The 23,801-nt window shown below is 67.2% G+C and carries 22 protein-coding genes; 9 read left to right on the top strand and 13 right to left on the bottom strand.

What is annotated here, in order from left to right:
- Nucleotides 1–27 precede the first annotated feature (27 nt).
- From JL101_RS12435 to JL101_RS12410, 6 genes are read left to right on the top strand one after another with little or no spacing between them, the layout of a single operon-like run.
- Nucleotides 28–1,197, top strand: coding sequence for a D-alanyl-D-alanine carboxypeptidase family protein (locus JL101_RS12435; protein ID WP_228435425.1), 1,170 nt, complete (start codon nt 28–30; stop codon nt 1,195–1,197).
- 3 nt (nt 1,198–1,200) lie between these two features.
- Nucleotides 1,201–1,830, top strand: coding sequence for a dTMP kinase (gene tmk, locus JL101_RS12430; RefSeq protein ID WP_203095344.1), 630 nt, complete (start codon nt 1,201–1,203; stop codon nt 1,828–1,830).
- A complete protein-coding gene (locus tag JL101_RS12425; protein ID WP_203095343.1) occupies nt 1,827–2,912 on the top strand; it encodes a DNA polymerase III subunit delta' in 1,086 nt (361 codons plus the stop codon). Before tmk ends, JL101_RS12425 begins: the two co-directional genes overlap by 4 nt.
- A gap of 55 nt (nt 2,913–2,967) precedes the next feature.
- Nucleotides 2,968–4,524 (top strand): methionine--tRNA ligase, encoded by a 1,557-nt coding sequence (metG, locus tag JL101_RS12420; protein WP_203095342.1) that lies wholly within the window; start codon nt 2,968–2,970, stop codon nt 4,522–4,524.
- 7 nt (nt 4,525–4,531) lie between these two features.
- On the top strand, nt 4,532–5,338 hold the full coding sequence (locus JL101_RS12415; protein ID WP_203095341.1) for a TatD family hydrolase: 807 nt from the start codon (nt 4,532–4,534) through the stop codon (nt 5,336–5,338).
- On the top strand, nt 5,335–6,108 hold the full coding sequence (locus tag JL101_RS12410; protein WP_203095340.1) for an MBL fold metallo-hydrolase: 774 nt from the start codon (nt 5,335–5,337) through the stop codon (nt 6,106–6,108). The genes JL101_RS12415 and JL101_RS12410 overlap by 4 nt, the downstream gene beginning before the upstream one ends.
- A gap of 22 nt (nt 6,109–6,130) precedes the next feature.
- Here the strand turns inward: JL101_RS12410 and JL101_RS12405 are convergent, their stop codons facing one another.
- From JL101_RS12405 to JL101_RS12395, 3 genes are read right to left on the bottom strand one after another with little or no spacing between them, the layout of a single operon-like run.
- Complete coding sequence (locus tag JL101_RS12405; protein ID WP_203095339.1) at nt 6,131–7,459, bottom strand: NAD(P)H-dependent oxidoreductase; 1,329 nt, start codon at nt 7,457–7,459, stop codon at nt 6,131–6,133.
- 7 nt (nt 7,460–7,466) lie between these two features.
- Nucleotides 7,467–8,267: a phytanoyl-CoA dioxygenase family protein gene (locus tag JL101_RS12400; RefSeq protein WP_203095338.1), complete on the bottom strand. Its 801-nt coding sequence runs from the start codon at nt 8,265–8,267 to the stop codon at nt 7,467–7,469.
- 25 nt (nt 8,268–8,292) lie between these two features.
- Nucleotides 8,293–8,976, bottom strand: coding sequence for a GntR family transcriptional regulator (locus tag JL101_RS12395; RefSeq protein WP_203095337.1), 684 nt, complete (start codon nt 8,974–8,976; stop codon nt 8,293–8,295).
- A 242-nt stretch (nt 8,977–9,218) separates the two neighbouring features.
- Here JL101_RS12395 and dmeF point away from each other — a divergent pair, with 242 nt between their 5' ends.
- The 3 genes from dmeF (at nt 9,219) to JL101_RS12380 (ending at nt 11,898) form a co-directional block, all read left to right on the top strand.
- Nucleotides 9,219–10,172: a CDF family Co(II)/Ni(II) efflux transporter DmeF gene (dmeF, locus tag JL101_RS12390; RefSeq protein ID WP_203095336.1), complete on the top strand. Its 954-nt coding sequence runs from the start codon at nt 9,219–9,221 to the stop codon at nt 10,170–10,172.
- Nucleotides 10,173–10,265: 93 nt separating this feature from the next.
- The gene (gene mazG / locus JL101_RS12385; protein ID WP_203095335.1) at nt 10,266–11,114 is read left to right on the top strand and encodes a nucleoside triphosphate pyrophosphohydrolase; all 849 of its coding nucleotides are present in this window, start codon (nt 10,266–10,268) and stop codon (nt 11,112–11,114) included.
- Between the two features lie 4 nt (nt 11,115–11,118).
- Nucleotides 11,119–11,898 carry an SDR family oxidoreductase gene (locus JL101_RS12380; RefSeq protein ID WP_203095334.1) on the top strand — a complete coding sequence of 260 codons (780 nt, stop codon included), beginning with the start codon at nt 11,119–11,121 and terminating at the stop codon, nt 11,896–11,898.
- Nucleotides 11,899–11,908: 10 nt separating this feature from the next.
- On the opposite strand, the gene JL101_RS12375 is transcribed toward JL101_RS12380, so the two are convergent.
- The 10 genes from JL101_RS12375 to JL101_RS12330 form a co-directional block, all read right to left on the bottom strand.
- A complete protein-coding gene (locus JL101_RS12375; protein WP_203095333.1) occupies nt 11,909–12,709 on the bottom strand; it encodes an inositol monophosphatase family protein in 801 nt (266 codons plus the stop codon).
- A gap of 439 nt (nt 12,710–13,148) precedes the next feature.
- Nucleotides 13,149–14,801 carry a chaperonin GroEL gene (gene groL, locus JL101_RS12370; RefSeq protein ID WP_203095332.1) on the bottom strand — a complete coding sequence of 551 codons (1,653 nt, stop codon included), beginning with the start codon at nt 14,799–14,801 and terminating at the stop codon, nt 13,149–13,151.
- 37 nt (nt 14,802–14,838) lie between these two features.
- Nucleotides 14,839–15,126, bottom strand: a complete 288-nt coding sequence (locus tag JL101_RS12365) for a co-chaperone GroES (RefSeq protein ID WP_158045551.1) — start codon at nt 15,124–15,126, stop codon at nt 14,839–14,841.
- 251 nt (nt 15,127–15,377) lie between these two features.
- Nucleotides 15,378–16,685, bottom strand: a complete 1,308-nt coding sequence (hflX, locus tag JL101_RS12360) for a GTPase HflX (RefSeq protein ID WP_407697435.1) — start codon at nt 16,683–16,685, stop codon at nt 15,378–15,380.
- 31 nt (nt 16,686–16,716) lie between these two features.
- Nucleotides 16,717–16,965 (bottom strand): RNA chaperone Hfq, encoded by a 249-nt coding sequence (gene hfq, locus JL101_RS12355; protein WP_158045550.1) that lies wholly within the window; start codon nt 16,963–16,965, stop codon nt 16,717–16,719.
- 77 nt (nt 16,966–17,042) lie between these two features.
- Nucleotides 17,043–17,771 (bottom strand): HAD family hydrolase, encoded by a 729-nt coding sequence (locus JL101_RS12350; RefSeq protein WP_203095331.1) that lies wholly within the window; start codon nt 17,769–17,771, stop codon nt 17,043–17,045.
- Nucleotides 17,771–18,634, bottom strand: coding sequence for a D-amino-acid transaminase (locus tag JL101_RS12345; protein ID WP_203095330.1), 864 nt, complete (start codon nt 18,632–18,634; stop codon nt 17,771–17,773). Before JL101_RS12345 ends, JL101_RS12350 begins: the two co-directional genes overlap by 1 nt.
- Before the next feature lie 61 nt (nt 18,635–18,695).
- Complete coding sequence (trkA, locus tag JL101_RS12340; protein ID WP_201080457.1) at nt 18,696–20,072, bottom strand: Trk system potassium transporter TrkA; 1,377 nt, start codon at nt 20,070–20,072, stop codon at nt 18,696–18,698.
- 21 nt (nt 20,073–20,093) lie between these two features.
- On the bottom strand, nt 20,094–21,500 hold the full coding sequence (gene ntrX / locus JL101_RS12335; protein WP_203095329.1) for a nitrogen assimilation response regulator NtrX: 1,407 nt from the start codon (nt 21,498–21,500) through the stop codon (nt 20,094–20,096).
- Entirely contained in the window at nt 21,490–23,763 is a 2,274-nt protein-coding gene (locus tag JL101_RS12330) for a sensor histidine kinase NtrY-like (protein ID WP_203095328.1), read from the bottom strand. The genes ntrX and JL101_RS12330 overlap by 11 nt, the downstream gene beginning before the upstream one ends.
- Nucleotides 23,764–23,801 lie beyond the last annotated feature (38 nt).

Here is a 23,801-nt window from a genome sequence, read left to right as displayed (position 1 = left end):
CGTCCATGCCGCGCAGGTATCTGTAAAATGAGGGTAGCAAGAGAGATGTCCGTCGCCCATCCGCGCAAACCGATCGCCTGGATCGCAGGGATCATCGTTTCCTGCATCGCGAGCGTCTCGTCGGCTGCGTCGATCGACACCATCGCGAAGCAGGCGATCCTGATCGACATGTCGACGGGGACAACCCTGTTCGAGAAGAACGCCCACCAGCGCATGCCGACCTCCTCGATGAGCAAGATCATGACCATGTACATGGTCTTCGATCGGCTCAGGGCGGGCCGCCTGTCGCTGGACGACACGCTTCCGGTCAGCGAGCGGGCCTGGCGCATGCAGGGCTCGAAGATGTTCACCGAGTTGAACGCGCAGATCCGGGTCGAGGATCTCATCAAGGGCGTGATCATCCAGTCCGGCAACGATGCCTCGGTCGTCCTGGCGGAAGGGCTGTCCGGCTCGGAGGAGCGGTTCGCGGAGGAAATGACGCGGCGCGCGCGGGAGATCGGCCTGAACGAGAGCAACTTCAGGAACGCCACCGGCTGGCCGGACGAGAACCACTACTCGACCGCCTCCGACTTGGCGCTGCTGGCCCAGCACCTGATCAAGGACTACCCGGAATACTATCACTACTACTCGCAGACCGAGTTCACCTATCACGGCATCAAGCAGGGTAACCGCAACCCGCTGTTGTATCGCAACATGGACGTGGACGGGCTGAAGACCGGCCATACCGAAACGGCGGGATACGGCCTGACGGCATCCGCCCAGCGCAACGGGCGGCGGCTGGTCCTGGTGGTCAACGGGCTGCCCAGCATGCAGGCGCGGGCCGACGAATCCGCCCGCCTGCTGGAATGGGGCTTCCGGGAATTCGAGTCCTACGCCCTGTTCAAGAAGGGCGAGCCGGTCGACCAGGCCGCCGTGTGGCTGGGCGATGCCGACACCGTCCCGCTGGTGGTCGAGGAGGACCTGCGGGTCACCATGAACCGGGATGAGCGCCGCAACCTCAAGGTCTCGGTCGTGCTGGAGGAGCCGGTGCCGGCTCCGGTCGCCCAGGGCACGCCGCTGGGCAAGATCGTCATGGAGGCGCCGGGCTTCAGCAGGAAGGAAGTGCCGTTGGTGGCCGGGCAGAGCGTCGACCGGCTTGGCTTCGTCGGCCGGATCGGCGCCGCAGCGATGCACCTGATCTCGGGCGGAGGCAGTTGACCGGTGGCGCGCGGCCGATTCATCACGTTCGAGGGCGGCGAGGGCGCCGGCAAGAGTACCCAGCTCAAGCTGCTGGTGGCGGCGCTGGCCGGGCAGGGCAGGGATGTCCTGCCGACCCGCGAGCCCGGCGGCGCCACGGGGGCCGAGGAGATCCGCAGGCTCCTGGTTTCCGGGGAACCGGGCCGGTGGGACGGGGTGACGGAGGCCCTGCTCCATTTCGCGGCCCGCCGGGACCACCTGACGCGGACGGTCTGGCCGGCGCTGGACGCCGGCCGCTGGGTCGTCTCGGACCGCTTCGCCGACAGCACCATGGCCTATCAGGGCTATGGCCACGGGCTGGGACGGGAGACGATCGAACAACTCTACGCCGTCGCGGTCGGCGACTTCGCTCCAGACCTGACCCTGATCCTCGACATTCCGCCGGGTACGGGAGTCGCACGCGCCCACGCCCGGCATGACGGCGAGGACCGATATGAGCGGATGGACCTTAGCTTCCACCGGCGGCTCCGCGACGGGTTCCTGGACATAGCTTCCCGCGAGCCCGGCCGCTGCGTCGTGATCGATGCCGGCGGGACGATCGAGCAGGTGCATGCCGCCGTCCTGGCGGCCGTCACCCGGCGGTGCCCGTCATGAGCACCGAGATCCCGGACCCCCGCCACAATCCGGAGCTTCTTGCCCACGACCAGGCGGAGCGGATCCTGCTCGACGCCTGGAACTCGGGCCGGCTGCCGCACGCTTGGCTGATCGGCGGCGTGCCGGGCATCGGCAAGGCGACCCTGGCGTACCGGTTCGCCCGGTTCCTGCTGGCCCAGGGCGAGGAGGCGGGCGGGCTGTTCGGCGACCCGCCGGCCGCGACGAGCCTGGGGATCGGTCCCGAACACCCTGTTTTCACGCGTGTCGCGTCCGGCGGGCATGCCGACCTGCTGACCATCGAACGGCCCTTCGACGACAAGAAAGGCCGCCTGAAGTCGGACATCCCGGTCGACCAGGTCCGACGCATAGCGCCTTTCCTGCGCCTGACGGCCGCGGAAGGCGGCTGGCGCGTGGTCGTGCTGGACGGGGCCGAGCGGCTCAACATGAACGGCCAGAACGCGATCCTGAAGATCCTGGAGGAGCCGCCGGCCCGGACCGTGCTGCTGGTGGTGACGGAGAATCCCGGCGGCCTGCTCCCGACCATCCGGTCGCGCTGCCGCAAGCTGCTGCTCAACCCGCTGCCCGAGGAAGTCGTGGCAGACCTGCTGGCCCGGATGCGGCCGGATCTCGCCGACGCCGACCGGGCGGCGCTGGCCCGGCTGGCCGAGGGCAGCATCGGCCGGGCGCTCGATCTGGCCGAGGCGGGAGGATTGGCGCTGTACCGCGACCTGATGGGCCTGCTGGGCACGCTGCCGCGGCTCGACGTGGTCGCGGCCCACGGGCTGGGGGACAAGCTGGCGCGCAAGGGGGCGGATACCGCATATTATGCCGTGACCGACCTGCTGGTCTGGTGGCTGGCCCGCTTCGCCCGCTCGCTGGCCCGCGGCGCGATCCCGCCGGAGGTGGTCCCCGGAGAGGCAGCCCTGATGCAGCGCCTCGCGCGGGATCGCGGCCTTGATCGGTGGGTGGAGGTATGGGAAAAGGTCAACCGCCTTTTCGCACGGGCCGAGAGTGCCAATCTCGATCGCAAACAGGTCGTCCTGAACGCCTTGCTGACGGTGGAGGCCGCCGCTTCGGCCTGACGATTCAGGGCGGCACCGGAATTCAAGAAGTCACGCCGCGCAGGAGAGCCGAGAAATGGCCGGGCCACAGCCCTTCTACATCACGACGCCGATCTATTACGTCAACGACGTGCCCCATATCGGCCACGCCTATACCACGCTGGCGTGCGATGTCCTGGCCCGGTTCATGCGGCTGGACGGCCGCGACGTGAAGTTCCTGACCGGCACCGACGAGCACGGCCAGAAGGTCGAGAAGTCGGCCCAGGTGGCCGGCGTCGATCCGCAGACCTTCACCGACCGGGTGTCGCAGAACTTCCGCGATCTCGTCGGCGCCATGAACTATTCCAACGACGACTTCATCCGCACGACCGAGCCGCGCCATATCGAGGCCTGCCAGGCCCTGTGGCGGACGCTGGCCGACAAGGGCGAGATCTACCTGGGTTCCTACGCCGGCTGGTACGCCGTCCGGGACGAGGCGTTCTATGGCGAGGACGAACTGACCACCACGCCGACCGGCAAGAAGCTGGCGCCCAGCGGGGCGGAGTGCGAGTGGGTCGAGGAACCCAGCTATTTCTTCCGCCTGTCGGCCTGGCAGGACCGGCTACTGAAGTTCTACGACGAGAACCCCGACTTCATCCTGCCGCCGGGCAAGCGCAACGAGGTCATGGCTTTCGTCAAATCGGGCCTGCGCGACCTGTCGGTCAGCCGGACCACCTTCAACTGGGGCGTTCCGGTGCCGGGCGACGAGCAGCACATCATGTATGTCTGGCTCGACGCGCTGACCAACTACATCACCGCGCTGGGCTATCCCGACACGGCGCCCGGCACGCCCTACGCCAAGTACTGGCCTGCCGACCTGCACATGGTCGGCAAGGACATCCTGCGGTTCCACGCGGTCTATTGGCCGGCCTTCCTGATGGCGGCCGGCCTGGAGCCGCCCAAGCGGGTGTTCGCCCATGGCTGGTGGACCATCGAAGGCCAGAAGATGTCCAAGTCCCTGGGCAACGTGATCGCGCCCGAGACGCTGGTCTCGACCTACGGGCTCGACCCGACCCGCTATTTCCTGCTGCGCGAAGTGCCGTTCGGCAACGATGGGGACTTCTCGCACCGGGCGATGGTCAACCGGCTGAACGGCGACTTGGCGAACGACTACGGCAACCTCGTCCAGCGCGTCCTGTCCATGATCCAGAAGAACTGCGGGGCCAAGGTGCCCGATGCCGGCGCCTTCGGCGAGGCGGACGACAAGCTCCTGGGGGCCGCCGCCGCACTGCTCGGCACCGTCCGGCGGGAGCTGTCGGTGCAGGCCTTCCACAAGGCCATCGAGGCGGTCTGGGCCGTCATCGGCGATGCCAATCGCTATGTGGACGAGCAGGCACCCTGGGCATTGCGCAAGACCGATCCGGCGCGTATGGGAACGGTCCTGTATGTGTTGGCCGAGACGATCCGCCGGCTGGCGATCCTGACCCAGCCGCTGATGCCCGACGCGTCGGCGAAGATCCTGGACCAGCTCGCCGTTCCGGCCGGGGAACGCGGGTTCGACAGGCTCGCCGAAGGGCAGGCGCTGGCGTCGGGAACCCCGCTGCCCCGTCCCGAGGGCGTGTTCCCGCGGTTCGTAGAGGAAGCTGGAAGCTGAGAGTAGGATGCTGATCGACAGCCATTGCCACTTGGATTTCCCGGACTTCGCGGAGGAGCGGGACGAGGTGATCGCACGGGCCAAGCGGGCAGGGGTCGCCCGCATGGTCACGATCTCGACCCGGATCAGCCGGTTCGACCAGATCCGGGAGATCGCGGAGGCCTATGACGAGGTCTACTGCACCGTCGGCGTCCACCCGCACCAGGCGGCCGAGGAACAGGCGGTCACCTCGGTGGAGAGGCTGGTCGAGCTGTCTCGGCATCCCAAGGTGGTCGGGATCGGCGAGAGCGGCCTCGACTATTTCTACGACAACAGCCCGCGCGACATCCAGCAGGCGGGATTCCGCATACACGCCCAGGCCTGCCGCGAGACCGACCTGCCCATCGTGGTCCATACCCGGGATGCCGACGCGGACACCGCCCGGATCCTCAGGGACGAAGGGGCGGGGCAGGGGCTGCGCGGCGTCCTGCACTGCTTCAGCTCGGGCCGCGATCTGGCCGAGCAGGCACTGGAGTTCGGATTCTACATCTCGTTGTCGGGGATCGTGACCTTCAAGCGGTCGGAGGAGCTGCGCGACATCGTCCGTTCGGTGCCGCTCGACCGTATCCTGGTGGAAACCGACGCGCCGTTCCTGGCGCCCATCCCCAAGCGCGGCAAGCGCAACGAGCCCGCCTTCGTGGCGCATACCGCGGCGGCCGTCGCGGAGGTCAAGGGTGTCAGCCCGGAAGAGCTCGCGGCGCGGACGACCGAGAATTTCCTGAGGCTGTTCAACCGCATGCCGGCACCGGCCGCCGGGGCGACGCCGGCACCATGAGGATCACGATACTCGGCTCGGGAGGCTCCGGAGGGGTTCCGCTGATCGGAGGCGACTGGGGGGCCTGCGACCCCGCCAACCCGAAGAACCGGCGGAGCCGCCCGTCGATCCTAGTGGAGGACCGGGGTGCCCGTGTGCTGGTCGACAGCAGTCCCGACCTGCGCGAACAGCTGATCGCCACCCGGACGACATGGCTGAGCGGCGTGGTCTTCACCCATGGTCATGCAGACCATACCCATGGGTTGGACGACCTCCGGGGGATCAACCACGCGATGGACGCGCCCCTGGACGTCTATGCGGACAGGGGCACCCTGGACGACCTGATGCACCGGTTCGGATACTGCTTCACGCCGATCAAGCCGGGAGGAATCTATTACAAGCCGGCGCTGGTCGCCCACGAGATCACCGGCCCGTTCAGCGTGGGCGGACTGGAGATCGTGCCGTTCGAGCAGGACCATGGCTGGATGAAGACGCTGGGCTTCCGGTTCGGCCGGTTCGGCTATTCCACGGATGTGGTCAGGATGGAGGATGCCGCCTTCGAGGCGCTGGAGGGCATCGACACCTGGGTGGTCGACTGCGTCCGCGTGGCGCCAGCCCATCCCGTGCATGCCCACCTGGAGCTGACGCTGCGTTGGATCGAACGGCTCCGCCCGCGCCGGGCCTACCTGACGCACATGAACCAGAGCATGGACTATGAGACGGTGCTGGCGATGCTCCCTCCGGGAGTCGAGCCGGCCTATGACGGCCTGGTGATCGACATCCCGGATTGAGCTGGGGTCGCCCATAACTCCGTCACTCGGCGGCGGCGCTGGTCTCCTTGAGCGCGAACCGCCGCTCCATGTCGCGGCGGACCCGGACGGCTTCGGTGTCGGGTACGCTGATGTCCGCCCAGGTGACGATCCGGCCCGCCGGGACGTCCTTCAGCAACTTGACCTTGTGCGCGAGTCCGATCGGAAGCGCCCCTTCGGCGAGGCTCCGCTCGGCCGGGACCAGCTTGCCCCAGACGGTGTAGCCGCCCTCGCCGTCTAACATCTCCCCGGCCTTGAGCGGCCGCTTGGCAACGGCCGCCACGTCGCCGCGGAAACCGCGGGTCTGGCCGGTCGGCTCGCCCCGTAGAGCGGCCGAGAGCACCGATATGCCGAGTTCCAGCCCGATCAGATGATACGGCTTGTACATGGCGGCATAGCTGCCGGTGTCGTCCGTCTTCAGCCCGTACTGCTTGAAGCAGGCTCGGGCGTAGTCGTTCGGCGCCTTCAGGACCACGTACACTCCCCAGCGCAGATCCCGGAAGACCGGCCTGCCGTCACGCTCCAAGGAGGAGACGGTCTCGACCATGCCCTCGCGCTCCAGCACGCCGCCTACCGAAGCGGGACGCAGGACGTGGGGTAGGTCGTCCACGCCGCAGGGCGGAAAGAGCAGGCCGTCGGACGGCACGGCGAGATCGCAGGCGTTCGCGATGGCAGCCATCTCGAGCGCCGACTTGGTCCCGTCCAGGAAGGAATTGAACATCTGGGCGTTCATGCCGGCCTTGCGCGCTTCCTCCGGTGTCAGACCGTAATGGGTCCAGACATCGTGCGGCGTCACCGCGTGGAACAGCGGCAGGTACTTGGTCCCCTTGCCGGCCGCGACCACCTGGAACCCGCAGGAGCGGCCCCAGTCCACCATCTCGGCGGTGAGGGCGGGCTGGTCGCCATAGGCCATGGAGTAGACGACGCCCTTGGCGCGGGCCTCCTCGGCCAGCAGGGGACCGGCGAGCACGTCGGCCTCGACGTTCACCATGACGATATGCTTGCCGGCCGCGATGGCGGCGCGGGCATGGGCAATGCCCGCCGCTGGCGCTCCGGTCGCCTCCACGACGACCTCGACCGCGTCATGGCCGCAGGCCTCGGCACCGGAGGTGACGAACTCCGTCCGGGCGATCCGGGCCTCGTCCCAGCCGACCTGCCGGCACGCGGCGCGGGCCCGTTCCGGGTCGAGGTCGGCGATGACGGCGACCTCCAGGCCCGGCGTCGTGGGGACCTGGGACAGGAACATGGAGCCGAACTTGCCGGCGCCGATCAGGCCGACCCGGACCGGCCTGCCGGCGGCGACCCGCGCCTGGAGCAGATGATGCAGGTTCATCGGTCCCTTACTCCGCGGCCAGCCGGCCGGACCGGGCATAGGCGGTCAGGGCGTCGTCGGCGACCGTCTCGATCGGCGTGAAATCCTGATGGGCGATCCATTCCGGCCGGGTCGGCTTGCGGATGTGGTTGGAGACCGCGCACAGGGTCAGATACACGATCTTGCGAGGGTAGGGGGTGATGTTGCCAGCCGAACCATGGACAAGGTTGCCGTGGAACATCAGCACCGAGCCGGGCTTGCCGGTCGGTGCGACGATCCCGCCTTCGTCCACCAGTTTGGCGACGGTATCGTGATCCAGCGTCCAGAGCGGATAGGAGGTGGTCTGCTTGTCGTGGCCGGCTGGCAGCGTGCCGTGCGTGTGGCTGCGCGGGATCAGCATCAGGGGACCGTTGATCGGCATGACTTCGTCGATGAAGACCGAGATGTTCATGGCGCGGGGTTCCGGCATGCCGTCGTCGCGCGCCCAGGTTCCATAATCCTGGTGCCACTGCCAGACCTCGCCGTCAAAGGCCGCCTTGGCGTTGATCTTGTACTGGTGCATGTAGAGCTTTTCGCCGAAGAACTGCTCCACCGGCTCGATCAGGCGGGGATGGGCGCCGAGGATGCGGAAGGCCTCGTTGTAGGTGTGCGCGGCGAAGGCGGTGCGCGGCGCGCCGCTTTTCTCGCGCCAGACCTCCGGCCGGTCGGAGCGGTAGATCTGCTCGGCCTCGCGGCGCAGGACCTCGACCTCCTCGGGCGTGAAGGCTTCCGGCAGGAAGATGTAGCCCTGATCGGCGAATTCGGCGAGCTGTTCCGGGGTCAGTTTCATGGGTCGCTTCCTCCTTTGTCGTGGTTCAGGCGGCCTGGTTTATGGCAGCCAGCCTTTGGGACGTCTCGGTGCCGGCGCGGTCGGTGTGCTTGAGCGCCGCGGCTTCGGCACCGGCGGCATCGCCGGCCAGTATGAAGCCGGCGATGACGGCGTGTTCGTTCCAGACCTTGGGACGGTGCCCGGGATCATTGAGGACGACGCCCATGGACCGTTTGAGATGCGGCCATTGCGGTGCCACGGTTTCCTCGATCGCCGTGTTGCCCGACAGGCGGTAGATCGCGGTATGGAACTCGACGTCGGCCTGGATGAAGGCGGCGGCAGGCCGGTCCGGGTCCAGCGATGCGCCGCGCTGAAGCGCGTCTTCGAGCTCGCGGCGTGCCGCGGGACCGGCGGTGCCGGCGGCGATCCGCTGGGCGGCCAGACGGGCGGCGAGGGCGTCGAGCGATGTCCTGACCTGGTACAGGTCCAGGATGCGGGCGGAATCCAGCGGCGCCACCGTCAGGCCGCGCTTGCCGCTTTCCACGAGCAGGCCCTGGCGCTTGAGGAGCTGGAGAGCGTGGCTGACCGGCTGGCGGGAGACGCCGAGCCGTTCGGCAAGTTCCTCCTGGCGGATTCGGCTGCCGGCCGGCAAACTGCCGTCGGCGATCGCCTTGACGAGGGATTCGTAAACCTGGTCGATCAGAACCGGCTGGGAGGATATCGGCTTCATGGGTCCGTCGCTCGGGCATGGTTTTTCGGAATTCAGAATTCCGAATGCGGTGAAGCTAAGCGATATGAGGGTTATCGTCAACCCACATACCGTTGTATACGGAGTATCATTTCCATAATATAAATTATGACGTTCTTGTCGTGGTATGGAGCGGGAGCGATCCTTGCGCCCGCGGTGTTCGTTTTCCCGTACGGTGCCGACGGCCCTGCCCGCCTGTTCATGATTCCAGGAGGATCCCCGGAATGCACAGTGACTCCCTTCATCGTTGGCAGCACGACCACAGCTTCGGCCAGGATCGCGCGGCGGCCGGCGAACGGCGCACGATCCTGGTGGTCCTGATCACGGCCGTGACCATGGTGATCGAGGTCGTCGCCGGCCTGTGGACCGGGTCGATGGCGCTGCTGGCCGACGGCGTCCACATGGCGTCCCATGTGCTGGCGCTGGGCATCACGGTCTTCGCCTATGTCTATGCGCGCCGGCATGCCCATGATCCCCGCTTCAGCTTCGGGACCGGCAAGGTCAATGCCTTGGCCGGCTTCACCGGTGCGCTGCTGCTGGCCGTGGTGGCGTTGGGAATGGCGTGGGAAAGCGCCGGCCGCCTGCTCGCCCCCGGGGAAATCGCGTTCGACGAGGCGATCATGGTCGCGATTCTGGGGCTGGTCGTGAATGCGGCGAGCGTCGTGATTCTCGGCGGCCACCGGCATGGTCACGACCACAAGCGTAGTCACGACCATGACCATGAGCATCATCATCACGGTCATGGGCACCACCGTGAGGACCATAACCTGCGTTCGGCCTACCTGCATGTCCTTGCCGATGCCCTGACTTCGGGGCTGGCGATCCTGGCGCTTCTCGGGGCGAAGTATCTCGACGCGGGCTGGCTCGATCCGGTGATGGGCATCGTCGGCGCCGTGCTGGTCGCCAATTGGTCGCGCGGGCTTCTGCGCAGCACGACCGGCGTCCTGCTGGACCACCAGGCGCCGGAATCGCTGCGCCGGCGGCTGCGCGGCATCCTGGAGCGCGGCGACGGCGACCGGATCGCCGACCTGCATGTCTGGTCGGTCGGACCGGGCGTCCATGCCGCGATCGTCAGCATCGTGACGCACGACCCGCATCCGCCGGAATATTACCGGGAGCTGATTCCCGACGACCTCGGCATCAGGCATCTCAGCGTGGAAGTCAATCGCTGCACATGAGCCGTCTGCCGGAAAACCGTCCCCTGCCCGCTTGCTCCATCCATCCCCTGGGTTAAAGTCTGGCTTTCTCTCTCCGTGACAGATCGTATCCCCATGTCCCGAAACATCGACCGCCTGCTCGACATCATGGCCCGGCTGCGCGACCGCGACGCCGGCTGCCCGTGGGACCTGGAGCAGACCTTCCGAACCATCGCGCCCCACACGATCGAGGAGGCCTATGAGGTCGCCGACGCGATCGAGCAGGACGACATGCCGGCGCTCAAGGACGAATTGGGCGACCTGCTGTTCCAGGTGGTCTTCTATGCCCAGATGGCCCGCGAGGCCGGCCAATTCGACTTCGAGGCGATCGCGGGGGCCATCTCGGACAAGATGATCCGGCGGCACCCCCATGTCTTCGGAGACGTGACGGTGGAGAGCGCCGATGCCATGGTCGTCCGCTGGGAGGACCAGAAGGCGGCCGAGCGCGAGGCCAAGGCCGCCGCCGAAGGCAGGGTTCCTAGCGTGCTGGACGGCGTGACCGGCGGCCTGCCGGCGCTGACCCGGTCGATCAAGCTCCAGAAGCGGGCGGCCCGCGTCGGTTTCGACTGGGCGGAGACGGCCGACATCCTCGACAAGATCGAGGAGGAGATCGGCGAGCTCAGGGCGGAACTGCGGGAAGCCGACCGCGCCCGGCTTCAGGACGAACTGGGCGACCTGCTGTTCGCCGTCACCAACCTGGCGCGGCGGCTGGACATCGATCCCGAGACAGCCCTGCGCGGCACGAACGCCAAGTTCGAGCGCCGCTTCCGCCGGATCGAAACTTGGCTGGCCGAGGCCGGCCGCGGGCCCGAGCAGTCGGACCTGGCCGAGATGGAAACGCTTTGGCAACGGGCCAAGCGCGAGGAGACGGCGCTGGGACCGGACGGCCTGCCGGACTGCAGGAACAACAAGAACGAGGAGTGAGACGATGACCTATGCCAACAACGCCCCGCACAAGCCCGGCCTAGTGCTGATCACCGGAGCCACCGGCGGGTTCGGCAGCGCCTTCGCGCGCCGATTCGCCGCGATCGGGTCGAAGCTGGTGCTGGCCGGGCGCCGGGCTGACCGGCTCAAGGCGCTCCGCGACGAGCTGAAGACGGAGGTCCATACCGTCGAAGTTGACGTGCGCGACCGCTCCGCCATCGAGCAGGCTTTCGGCTCCCTGCCCGCCGGCTTTAAAGAGGTCGAGACGTTGATCAACAATGCCGGCTTGGCGCTGGGCGCCGATCCCGCCCAGAAGGCCGATCCGGACGACTGGGAAACCATGATCGACACCAACGACAAGGGGCTGGTTTTCTGCACCCGAGCGCTGCTGCCGGGCATGATCGAGCGCGGGCGCGGCCATGTGGTGAACATCGGGTCTACCGCGGGCAACTATCCCTACCCCGGCGGCAATGTCTACTGCGCCTCGAAGGCTTTCGTGAAGCAATTCTCGCTGGCCCTGCGGGCGGACCTCCAGGGCACCGGCGTGCGGGTCACCAACGTGGAGCCCGGCATGGTCGAGACCGACTTCTCCCTGGTGCGCTTCAAGGGGGATGCCGAGAAGGCGGGCAAGGTCTATGCGGACACGACGCCGCTGACCGCCGACGACGTAGCCGAGGCAGTCTTCTGGGCCGCGACGCTGCCGCCCCATTTCAACGTCAACCGACTGGAGATCATGCCGACCACCCAGGCTTTCGGGCCTTTGGCGATCCACCGCTCGAAGTGACGCTTCCGGATCAGTCCTGGAACAGGAGGTCGCGCAGTTCCGCCCAGCTCCGGCGGTCGGGGGCCAACAGGAGGCCCCCGGTCTGCTCGGTCGGAGCATAGGGGCTGCCGTCGAGCCGGGCATGGTAACCGCCCGCCTCGGCATGCATCAGGGTCCCGGCGGCATGGTCCCACGGCATGATGCGGCGGTAGAGGGAGAAATGGGTCTCGCCGCTGGTCAGGCTCAGATATTCGTGGGCCGCGCAGCGGAGCGAGAAGGTGTGGGCGAACCGGTGGCGGCGATCCTCCAGCCGTTCCCGGATCGACGGATCGAAATAGCGCGACGACAGCACGCCGGTCATGTCGGCCAGGGGGGCCGTCCCAGCGGTCCGCAGACGGGTGGAGTCCAGCCAGGCCCCCTCGCCTTTCACGGCGACGGCCGTGCGTCGGCCGAGCGGATCGTGGATCCAGCCCGCGAGCGTCTCGCCTCCGCCGGCCAATGCTACGATCACGCCGAACTGGGGCTTGCCGGAAGCGAAATTGGACGTGCCGTCCACGGGATCGATGATCCAGACCGGCTCCTCGTTGAAGATCCGCTGCAGCACCGCTTGGTCGGCGGCTGCGGCCTCCTCGCCGATCACCACCGAGCCGGGAAGCAGGTCGCGCAAGCGGCGGGCCAGCTCCCGTTCGCTCGACTCGTCGGCGATGGTGACGAGGTCGCCGGGGCCTTTCTCACGGATATCGGAAGTCGCCAAACGGCGGAATCGCGGCAGGATCTCGGCTTCGGCCACCTCTCGGATGATGGTCGAAACGCGGTCGGTATCTGGCAGCATACAGGGAAAATCCAGGTCAGCTCTGCGGAGTGCTTCTAACGGATATATTGGAAGCCGTCACGATTTTGCAAAACCTGATTGCCGGCACCGGAATTCCCCTGCCCTGCCGCTGGACCGGACCCGCCTTCAGCTTTCGGGGAACAGTTCCAGCACCGCGTTCACCAGCAGAAACATCACGAGCAGGGAAAGGGCAGTACGCATCAACATTGTCGTTCCTCCGGTTCGGTCTTTGTCGGCAGACCCGTCGCACGGGCTTCTAGGCGCCGTTGCATGCATCCATTGGGGCAATCTGATCGACGTTCCCCATATGACCTTCGGATGAGACGGGTTGTCTGCCCATCGATGCCTCTCGGACCCGGGAACGGAAAAAGGGCCGCAGCGCGAAGCTGCGGCCCCTTCCCTTCTCCACTTCCAGCCGGATCGGCCGGACGACCGGTGCTTAGAAGCCCATGTCGCCCATGCCGCCCATGCCGCCCATGCCGCCCGGCGGCATGGCCGGGCCACCCTTGGGCTCCGGCTTGTCGGCGATCATCGCCTCGGTGGTGATCAGCAGGCCGGCGACCGAGGCCGCATCCTGCAGGGCGGTGCGCACGACCTTGGTCGGGTCGATGATGCCGGCCTTGAACATGTCGCCGAAGACGCCGTTCTGGGCATCGTAGCCGTAGGACGGATCGGTCGACTCGAGCAGCTTTCCGACCACCACGGCGCCATCGGCACCGGCGTTGTCGGCGATCTGACGGGCCGGAGCCTTCAGGGCGCGACGGATGATCTCGACGCCGACCCGCTGGTCGTCGTTGGTCACCTGCACGTTGTCCAGGGACTTGATGGCGTACAGCAGGGCCGCACCGCCGCCCGAAACCACGCCTTCCTCGACCGCGGCGCGGGTCGCGTGCATCGCGTCGTCGACGCGATCCTTGCGCTCCTTCACCTCGACCTCGGTGGCGCCGCCGACGCGGATCACCGCGACGCCGCCGGCCAGCTTGGCCAGCCGCTCCTGCAGCTTCTCACGGTCGTAGTCGCTGGTGGTCTCGTCGATCTGGCGACGGATCTGGGTGCAGCGGGCCTCGATGTCGGCACCTGCACCGGCGCCGTCGACGATCGTGGTCTCTTCCTTGGTGATCAGGACGCGCTTGGCCGTGCCGAGCATCTCCAGGCTGACGTTCTCGAGCTTGATGCCGAGATCCTCGCTGACGACCTGGCCGCCGGTCAGGATGGCCATGTCCTCCAGCATCGCCTTGCGGCGGTCACCGAAGCCGGGGGCCTTGACGGCAGCGACCTTCAGGCCGCCGCGCAGCTTGTTGACCACCAGGGTGGCCAGGACCTCGCCCTCGACGTCCTCGGCGACGATCAGCAGCGGACGACCGCTCTGGACGACGGCCTCGAGGACCGGCAGCATGGCCTGCAGGCCGGAGAGCTTCTTCTCGTGCAGGAGAATGAAGGGGTTCTCCAGCTCGGTGGTCATCTTCTCGGCGTTGGTGACGAAGTAGGGGCTGAGGTAGCCGCGGTCGAACTGCATGCCCTCGACCACTTCCAGTTCGGTCTCAAGCGACTTCGCCTCTTCGACGGTGATGACACCCTCGTTGCCGACCTTCTCCATGGCGCGGGCGATCATCTCGCCGATCTCGCGCTCACCGTTGGCCGAGATCGTGCCGACCTGGGCGATCTCCGCGTTGGTGTTGATCTTCTTGGAGGAGGCCTTGACGGAATTGACGACGGCTTCGACCGCGAGGTCGATGCCGCGCTTCAGGTCCATCGGGTTCATGCCGGCCGCGACCGACTTGACGCCCTCGCGGACGATCGCCTGGGCCAGGACGGTCGCGGTGGTGGTGCCGTCACCCGCCAGGTCGTTGGTCTTGCTGGCGACCTCGCGCACCATCTGCGCGCCCATGTTCTCGAACTTGTCGGACAGCTCGATGTCCTTGGCGACCGTCACGCCGTCCTTGGTGATGCGCGGCGCGCCGAAGCTCTTCTCCAGCACCACGTTGCGGCCCTTCGGGCCCAGCGTCACCTTGACGGCGTCGGCCAGAATGTCCACGCCGCGCAGCATGCGGGTGCGGGCGTCGACCGAAAACTTAACTTCCTTGGCAGCCATGCCCTGGATCTCCTATATGGCGGTTGACGCGGGGTTTTTACTCGAGGACGCCCATCAGGTCGGACTCACGCATGATCAGAAGCGTGTCGCCCTCGATCTTGACCTCGGTACCGGACCACTTGCCGTACAGCACCTTGTCGCCCGCCTTGACGTCGAGCGCGGTGACCTTGCCGTCCTCGCCGCGGGCACCGGGGCCGACGGCGATGACTTCGCCCTGCATCGGCTTTTCCTTGGCGGTGTCCGGAATGATGATGCCGCCGGCAGTCTTGTTCTCCTGCTCGGTCGGCTTCACGACGACGCGATCATGCAAAGGCCTGAACTTCATGGGATCTCTCCGAGATGTCTGTCGCCGGCCTTGGTGCCGGCTGTGGTGTCAGCGCTGGGTGTTAGCACTCAAGGCCAGGGAGTGCCAGCCGTATAACGGCAGATTTCCCGGCCGTCAAGCATTTCACCCCGGCAGATGGGGCCTCGCCCAATTTACACCAGGGGTAGCGGTTCATTTTCCCGGAGGCAAAAGGAAGGCCGGCACCCTGGAGGGTACCGGCCCGGAGCGTGCGCAATGCGGACGGATCCGCGTCAGCTGGCGGGATGGTAGTCGTAGCGCCGTTCGAAACGGGCGAGGTCGGCGGGATCCAAGGCGATCTGGAGATGGGCGAATGACTCGTCGTCCCGCCGCTCCAGTACGTCGCCCCGCTGGTAGAGCCAGGCCAGCGCCGCGCCGTCGTCGATCCGCACCGTGAGATCGACCGTCTGGCGGTCCATCGTCATGTGGCGGTCGAGCAGCCCGAACAGTTCGGGCAGGCCCTCGCCGGTCAGGGCCGAGACCGCCTGCATGTGGTCGTTGCGTGCCGCCTGGGCGAGCAGGGCGTCCCGCGTGGCGACGTCGAGCAGGTCGATCTTGTTCAGCACCTCGACGACGCGGCCGTCCTGGGACGGATCGATGTCGAGGTCGCGCAGCACCGCCTCGACGTCGGCCTTCTGGGCCTCCGTGTCGGGATGGGCGATGTCCCGAACGTGCAGGACGATGTCGGCCGCCTGGACCTCCTCCAGGGTCGCCCGGAAGGCGGCCACGAGGTGGGTCGGCAGGTCGGAGATGAAGCCCACCGTGTCGGACAGGATCACCTTGCGGCCGGTCGGCAGCTCGATCCCGCGCATGGTCGGGTCGAGCGTCGCGAACAGCAGGTTCTTGGCGAACACGTCGGCGCCGGCCATCCGGTTGAACAGCGACGACTTGCCGGCGTTGGTGTAGCCGACCAAGGCCACCACAGGATAGGGCACCCGGTCCCGCGCCTTGCGGTGCAGGTCGCGGGTGCGCCGGACCTCGTCCAGCTCCCGCTTCAGCTTGATGATCCGGTCGCCGATCAGGCGGCGGTCGATCTCGAGCTGGCTTTCGCCGGGACCGCCGAGAAAGCCGAAACCGCCGCGCTGGCGCTCCAGGTGGGTCCAGGACCGGACCAGCCGCGAGCGCTGGTAGCTCAGCGCGGCAAGTTCCACCTGCAACTGTCCTTCGCGGGTGCGTGCCCGGGCGCCGAAGATCTCCAGGATCAGGCCGGTGCGGTCGATGACCTTGGCATGAAGACCGCGTTCCAGGTTGCGCTGCTGGACGGGCGACAGGGCGTGGTCCATCACGACAAGATCGATCGGTTCACCCCTCTCTTCCGCGTCGCGGATCAGGTCGGCGAAATGCTCCACCGTGCCCGACCCGAGCAGGGTCGAAGGCTGTGGCCGGTTGACCTTGACGGCTTCGGCGTGGGCGACGTCCAGTTCGATCGCGGCGGCCAGTCCGACGGCTTCGTCCAGGCGCGCTTCGGGGCTGCGCATGCCGTCGTCGATCTTGGACTCGCGCAGGATCGGATGGATCACGAGGGCGCGGCCGGTGCCCATGGCGGACCGGCCGGTGCCCTGATCGGGTGCGTTAGGTACCTTCACCTTCCTTGGGCGGCTCGAAAAGTTGAATAGGATGGGCAGGCATCACGGTCGAGATTGCGTGCTTGTAGACCAGTTGGCTATGCGCATCGCGTCGCAGCAGGACGGAGAAGTTGTCGAACCACGTTATGATGCCTTGGAGTTTGACACCGTTCACCAGGAACACGGTGACCGGGGTCTTGTTCTTTCGGACGTGGTTTAAGAAAACGTCCTGAACATTTTGACTTTTTTCGGACATATGCAATCGCCCCGTTGTGATGGTTCTTGGGGCCCCATCCCAGAGCCCGGATAACATTCCATAACCCTTTTGTTGGGCTATTTTCGTTGTTCGACTGGAGTCTCCAGCGATATGGGGGCGCCGAGGCGCCGCACCAAGTCGGATACTATATCGCAAGTGTCAAACCGGTGCGCAGGCGGAAAATTCCCGAAGTCGTCCGGACTGTTCCCGATCAGCATCGGAACGCATCCCCCGGCATGGGCGCACTGCATATCCACGTCTGCGTCGCCGATGAACCAGACGTCGGGACCGGCAATCAACCCGCCGGGCTCAAGGGCCATGTGGATGGGGTCAACCGCAGGTTTATCTTGTGGCGCGTCTCCCGCTCCGACCAGCTTGCCGAAGTAGCGGTCCCAACCGAGTTGGGCCGACTCGGCCCGCAGGAAGCGGCCCGTCTTGTTGCTGACCACCCCGAGATAGACGCCCTGCCCGGCCAGCGCCGACAGCAGCCCCTCGGCACCCGGGAGCGGCTTCAGGTAATCGAGATGGTGGCGGCCGAAATGGTCGTAGAAGATGTCGCGCGCGTCGGTCCAGCGGTCGCCGAACAGGCGCGGGAAGCTGTCGCGCAGGCTCTGCCGGACGCGGATGCGGGTCTCCTCCAGGGTCCAGGGCGGCAGGCCGTGGGCGACCAGGGCAGCGTTCAACGCGGCATGGATGCAGCCCCAGTTGTCCACCAGGGTATTGTCCCAATCGAACAGGACCGCGCGCGGCAGCCGCGACGGCTTCCCGTCGCCGGGACCGGGGGTGGCAAGGTCGTGTTCCGGCATCACGAGGCGCCCGCCGTCCGGGCGTATTCCAGATAGGCCTGCCGCAGGCGCTCACCCAGGGAGCCCGGCTTGCCGTTCCCGACGGTGCGGTCGTCGATCCGGGTGACCGGCATCACGAAGGTGCTGGCGCTGGAAACGAAGGCCTCCCGCGCCCGGTAGGCTTCCTCCAGCGAGAAGGCGCGTTCCTCGAACGGGATGCCGGCTTCCTTGGCCAGCCGGACGATCGAGAGCCGCGTCACGCCGTTCAGGATCAGGTTGTTGGCGTAGCGGGTCACCAGGGTGCCGTCCGCGGTGACGATCCAGGCGTTGCTGGAGCAGCCCTCGGTCACGTTGCCGTCGGGGTCGAGCTGCCACGCCTCGAACGCACCGGCCTCCACCGCCTGCTGCTTGCCCAACACCTGCGGCAGCAATGCTACCGACTTGATATCCCGGCGCAGCCAGCGGATGTCGGGAATCGAGATCACCTTGACCCCGTTCTCCAACTGTTCCGGAGTCGCGAAGGCGGTCGCGCGCTTTGTCGTCATGACCAGACTGCTGCGGGAGTGTTTGGGGAACTTGAAGTCGCGCGGGGCGACGCCGCGCGTGATCTGGAGATAGATGGTCCCCTGTGTCACGTGGTTGCGGGCGATAAGCCGGCGCATCAGCAGCTTGAGCACATGGGGGGCCACCGGCCACGCGATCCGCAGTTCGTTCAGCGACCGTGCCAGGCGATCCAGGTGCCCCTGCTCGTCGACGAGCCTGCCGCCGATGATCGTGACGACTTCGTAGACACCGTCGGCGAACTGGAAGCCGCGGTCCTCGACATGGACCATGGCCTCGCCGTGGGGAACGAACCGGCCGTTGACATATGCGTATCGAGCCATGCTTTCCGCTTCTTTGGATGAGCTTTTCGGGATCGTGGGACGGGACGGGACAGCGGGGGGCTCAGAAGAACTCGAGCCGCACCGCGAACATCTTCTCGACCTTCTTCACCTGCCCGACCGCGGCCAGGATGATGACCCGGTCGTGCGGCTTGATCACCGTGGAGGGCCTGGGGATGATCACCTCCTCGCCGCGCACGATGGCGCCGACGATCACGCCGGTCGGCAGCTTGATCTCCCGGAGCGGCGTGTTGATCAGGCTGGAGGTCTCCAGCGCCTCCGCCTCGATCACCTCGGCGAAGCCTTCGCGCAGGCTGTGGACCGCACGGATCCGGCCGCGCCGGACATGCTGGAGGATGGTCGAGACCGTGATGGTGCGCGGGCTGACCACGGCGTCGATGCCGAGAGTGGTGACCAGCGGCGAGTAGGTCGTCTTGTTGATCAGGGTGATGGCGCGCTGGCACCCGTAGCGCTTGGCGAGGAGCGAGGCGAGGATGTTGCCCTCGTCGTCGTTCGTCACGGCGACCACCGTCTCGGCCGCCCGGACGTTGGCTTCCTCCAGGATCTCCGGATCAAGGCCGTCGCCGTGCAGCACCATGGTCCGGTTCAGCCGCTGGGCGATGTACTGGGCCCGGCCGCGATCCACCTCGACGATCCGCGCGCTGACCTGCGGGTGCTTCGCCTCCAGTTCCTCGGCGAGGCACAGGCCGATATTGCCGCCACCCAGGATGATGATCCGGCGGGCCTCGGTCTCCTCGTGGCCGAAGGCCGCCATGGCCCGCCCCAGGTGCCGGGTGTCGGCGACGAAGTAGACCTCGTCGCCCGGCAGCATCTGGTCGTCGCCGCCGGGGATGATCGGCTTGTCGTTGCGGACGATCGCCACGACCTCGAGGTTCAGGTCGGGGAACAGGCCGGTCAGCTGGCGCAGCGGCGTGTGCAGGATCGGGCAATTGTCGGTGCAAATGACGCCGATGACGCGGACTTTGCCGTCGGCCAGCGGGATCATGTCGAACGCGCCCGGCACCTGGAGCCGGCGGGCGACCGCCCGGGCCACCTCGATCTCGGGCGAGATGATCACGTCGATCGGCATGTGCTCGCGCGAGAACAGGTCCGCCCAGATCGGCGCCAGGTAGCTCTGGTTTCGGACGCGGGCGATCTTGGTCGGCACGTTGAACAGCGAGTGCGCCACCTGGCAGGCCACCATGTTGACCTCGTCGGCCAAGGTGACCGCGATGATCATGTCGGCGTCGGCGGCACCCGCCTGCTCCAGCACGTTCGGGTGGGAGGCGAACCCGACCATGGCCTGGACGTCCAGCGTGTCGCTGATCTTCTGGATCAGCTCCGGAGACTGGTCGATCACGGTGACGTCGTTGTTCTCGGTCGCGAGATAGCGCGCGATGTTGGAGCCGACCTGGCCGGCGCCGCAGACGATGACCTTCATGGACCGGTGACCTTCATGAGCTCAATCCCCGGCCAGCTTGTGGGGAGGCTTGTCGTTACCGTGCACGCCCAAGGATTTCAGCTTGCGGTGCAAGGCGGAACGCTCCATTCCCACGAACGCGGCCGTGCGGGATATGTTGCCACCGAACCGGGTCACCTGGGCAAGCAGATACTCGCGCTCGAACACTTCGCGGGCCTCGCGCAGCGGCAGGCCCATGATCTCGCCGCCCTTGTCCCACTTCAGGACCGTCGGGGTGATGGCGCCGATCTCGGGCGGCAGCATGTCGGCGCGGATCGGCTCGCGCGGGTCGCCGGTCGACATGATCAGCAGCCAGTCCACCACGTTACGCAGCTGGCGCACGTTGCCCGGCCAGTCATAGGCCTGGAGCGCCGCCATCGCGTCCTCGCCGTAGTCGCGGGCCGGCAGGCCCGCCGTCTCGGACGAGCGGATCATGAAGTGGCGGGCCAGGAGGGGGATGTCCTCGCGACGCTCGGTCAGCGGCGGAACCCGGATCGGCACGACGCTGAGGCGGTAGAACAGGTCCTGCCGGAACCGCCCGGCCTCGATCTCCGACGGCAGGTCGCGGTTGCTCGACGCGATCACGCGGACGTCGACCTCGACCCTGGCGCTGCCGCCGACCCGCTCGAAGGTCTGCTCCTGGAGCACGCGGACGATCTTGCCCTGGGTCTCCAGCGGCATGTCCGCCACCTCGTCCAGCAGCAGGGTGCCGCCATGGGCCTGCTCGAAGGTGCCGACCTTGCGCGGCAGGCCGTCCTGGCCATGTTCGGTGCCGAACAGCTCGACCTCCAGCCGGTCGGGACGCATGGTGGCGCAGTTGAGCCCGACGAAGGGGCCGTCGGCGCGGCGGGAGCGGGCGTGGAGAAGGCGGGCGACGACCTCCTTGCCGGACCCGGCCGGTCCGGTGATCAGGACGCGGCTGCCGGTCGGCGCCACCTTCTCGATCGAGTGGCGCACATGGTTGATCGCCGACGACTTGCCGATCAGCTCGATCTGGCCGCCGGTCCGGAGCTTCAGCTCCTCGTTCTCGCGCCTGAGCCGGGCGGCCTCGATCGCGCGCTCGACCAGGACCAGCAGGCGGTCGGCCTTGAACGGTTTCTCGATGAAGTCGTAGGCGCCCTGCTTGATCGCGGACACGGCGGTCTCGATCGTCCCGTGGCCGCTGATCATGATGACCGGCAGGTTCGGATGCTCGCGCTTGAGCTCGGCGAGGATCTGGATGCCGTCGAGCCGGCTGCCCTGGAGCCAGATGTCGAGGATCACCAGGCTCGGCCTTCGGGCGCCGACCGCGGCGATGGCCTGGTCGGCATCGCCGGCCTGCCGGGTCTTCATGCCTTCGTCCTCAAGGATACCCGCAATCAGCATGCGGATGTCCGCTTCGTCATCGACGATCAGAATGTCATGCGCCATAGCGACTCTGTTTCTGCTGCGTTTCTTCGGCGGCCACGGCCGGCGCGGCGATTTCGGTCTTGGGGATCACGAGGCGGACCTGGGCGCCTGGGCCGGAAGCCCTGTCTTCGAGCACCAGCTCGCCGCCATGGTCCTCCATGATCTTCTTGACGATGGCGAGCCCCAGCCCGGTGCCCTTGGCCCGCGTGGTGACGTAGGGTTCGGTCAGCCTGTCGCGCTCCTCGTGCGGCAGTCCCTTGCCATTGTCGGCGATCACGATCGACACGCGGTCGTCGTGGACTTCGAGGCCGAGATCCACCTGCCCCGGTGGCAGCGTCCCGATGTCGGGAGCGGGGCGGCCGTCGATCGCGTCCACCGCGTTCTGGAGCAGGTTGGTCAGCGCCTGGGAGATCTGCCGGCCGTCGCACGGCACGGTGAGCGGCCCCGGCGGCAGGTCGGCCGTGAACTTGATGGCGGGATGGGCGCTGGACTGGAGGAACACGGCTTGGCGGCACAGCTCGTTGATGTTCTGTGGCTTCATCACCGGGCTCGGCATCCGCGCGAAGGCGGAGAACTCGTCAACCATCCGGCCGATATCGTCCACCTGGCGTACGATGGTATCGGTACACATCTGGAACGTCTCGGGATCGCTGGTGATTTCCTTGAGGTATTTTCGGCGCAATCGCTCGGCCGAGAGCTGGATCGGGGTCAGCGGGTTCTTGATCTCGTGCGCGATGCGACGCGCCACGTCGGCCCAGGCAGCCTTGCGTTGCGCCGAGAGCAGTTCGGTGACATCGTCGAACGTCACTACGAAGCCCCGGATGTCGCTTCCGACCGACTCGGCGGCGACCCGGACCAGCAGCGTCCGCGTGGTCCCGGCGCGGCGGAGCTGGACCTGGGCTTCCATCAGCTTGGCCGGGCGGCGACGGATCATGCCCATCAGCTCCCCCATCTCCGGCGCCACGTCGACCAGCTTGCGTCCGATCAGGATCTCCGGGTCGTCCACGCCCAGCAGATGGGCGCCCGACAGGTTGGGCAGGTTGATGCGGCCCTCGTGGTCTAGGCCGACGACTCCGGCGGAGACGCCGGCCAGCACGGTCTCCGTGAAGCGCCGGCGCAGGTCGAGCTGGCGGTTCGCCTCGATCAGCTCCCGGCGTTGGCTCTCCAGCTGGCTGGTCATGCGGTTGAAGGCCCGGCTCAGGGTGCCAAGCTCGTCCTCCGGCAGCAACTCGGGGACGCGGGCCCCCAGATCCCCTGCCCTCACCCGCTCGGCGGCGCCGATCAGCGAGCCGATCGGCGCCACCAGCGCCGTCGCGAAATTGAGGCCGATCCACACCGCGGCCAGGAGCAGCAGCAGCGCCACCACGACGAAGATCAGCGTCACCGTGATCTGAAGGCTGGAGCGCTTGCCTTCCAGCTCGGCATAGGCGCTGGCCGCCTCCTGGGCCGACTCCATGTGGTTCAGCACACGCGGTTCGACCAGCCGGCCGACGAACAGGAAAGTATCGACGAAGCGGTCCAGCCGGACCAGCGCCCTGACCCGGTCGTCGGTGTCGGTCACCATCAGGACGACTTCGCCCTGCCGGGCGCGCTCCAGGGCGCTCTCCGGGATCGGCTCGAATTCCAGCGTGAAGGAGAGGCCGGAACGCGCCAGCATCCTGCCGCTGCCGTCGAACACGATCGCCTCGGTCAAGGCCCGCAGCGCGGCCTGGGTCGCGACCACCTGGGCGAACCGGCCCGGGTCGGTCAGCAGGCGCGCCGCCTCCCGGTTCAGGTCGTTGGCCATGGCCAGCGCGTCGGCCCGGATCACCTGTTGGTGTTCGTGAAGGTAGGCCTGGGCGACGGCGCGCGACTCGTTGATCGCGGTGCGCACCCGCTCGCTGAACCAGGATTGGACGCCGACATAGAAGAAGATGGCGGAGAAGGCTGCGACGATGATCGCAGGCATGACCGCCAGCAGGCTGAAGGTCGCGACCACCCGGACATGCAGGCGTGACCCGGCCAGGCCGCGGCGGCGCTCGATCCACAGCCCGACGATGCGCCGCGCGATGATGGCGCCGAGCAGCAGCAGCAGCGCCAGGTCGAGCGTCAGCAGCAGGCTGACCGTATTGGGATCGTTCCCGAACGGCGGCGTCGCGGTCAGTGCCGCGTAGGTCGCGAAGCCGGCGCCGATGGCGGCTACCGCCAGCGCGACGGCGAGCTTGCCGGCCAGCCCGACGCGGCTGGCCCAGATCAGGAACTGATTCCAGAAGGATTGCGGCATACCCGCGGGTTCACTGGTCATCTGTCTCGTCGCACCGGGCTCACCCTGAACCCGTCCTG

Origin of the sequence: Skermanella rosea, from assembly GCF_016806835.2 — a bacterium.
Classification (GTDB): Bacteria; Pseudomonadota; Alphaproteobacteria; order Azospirillales; family Azospirillaceae; genus Skermanella; species Skermanella rosea.
Note: the sequence above shows the minus strand (reverse complement) of the source record. Positions and strands in the feature narration are given on the sequence as shown.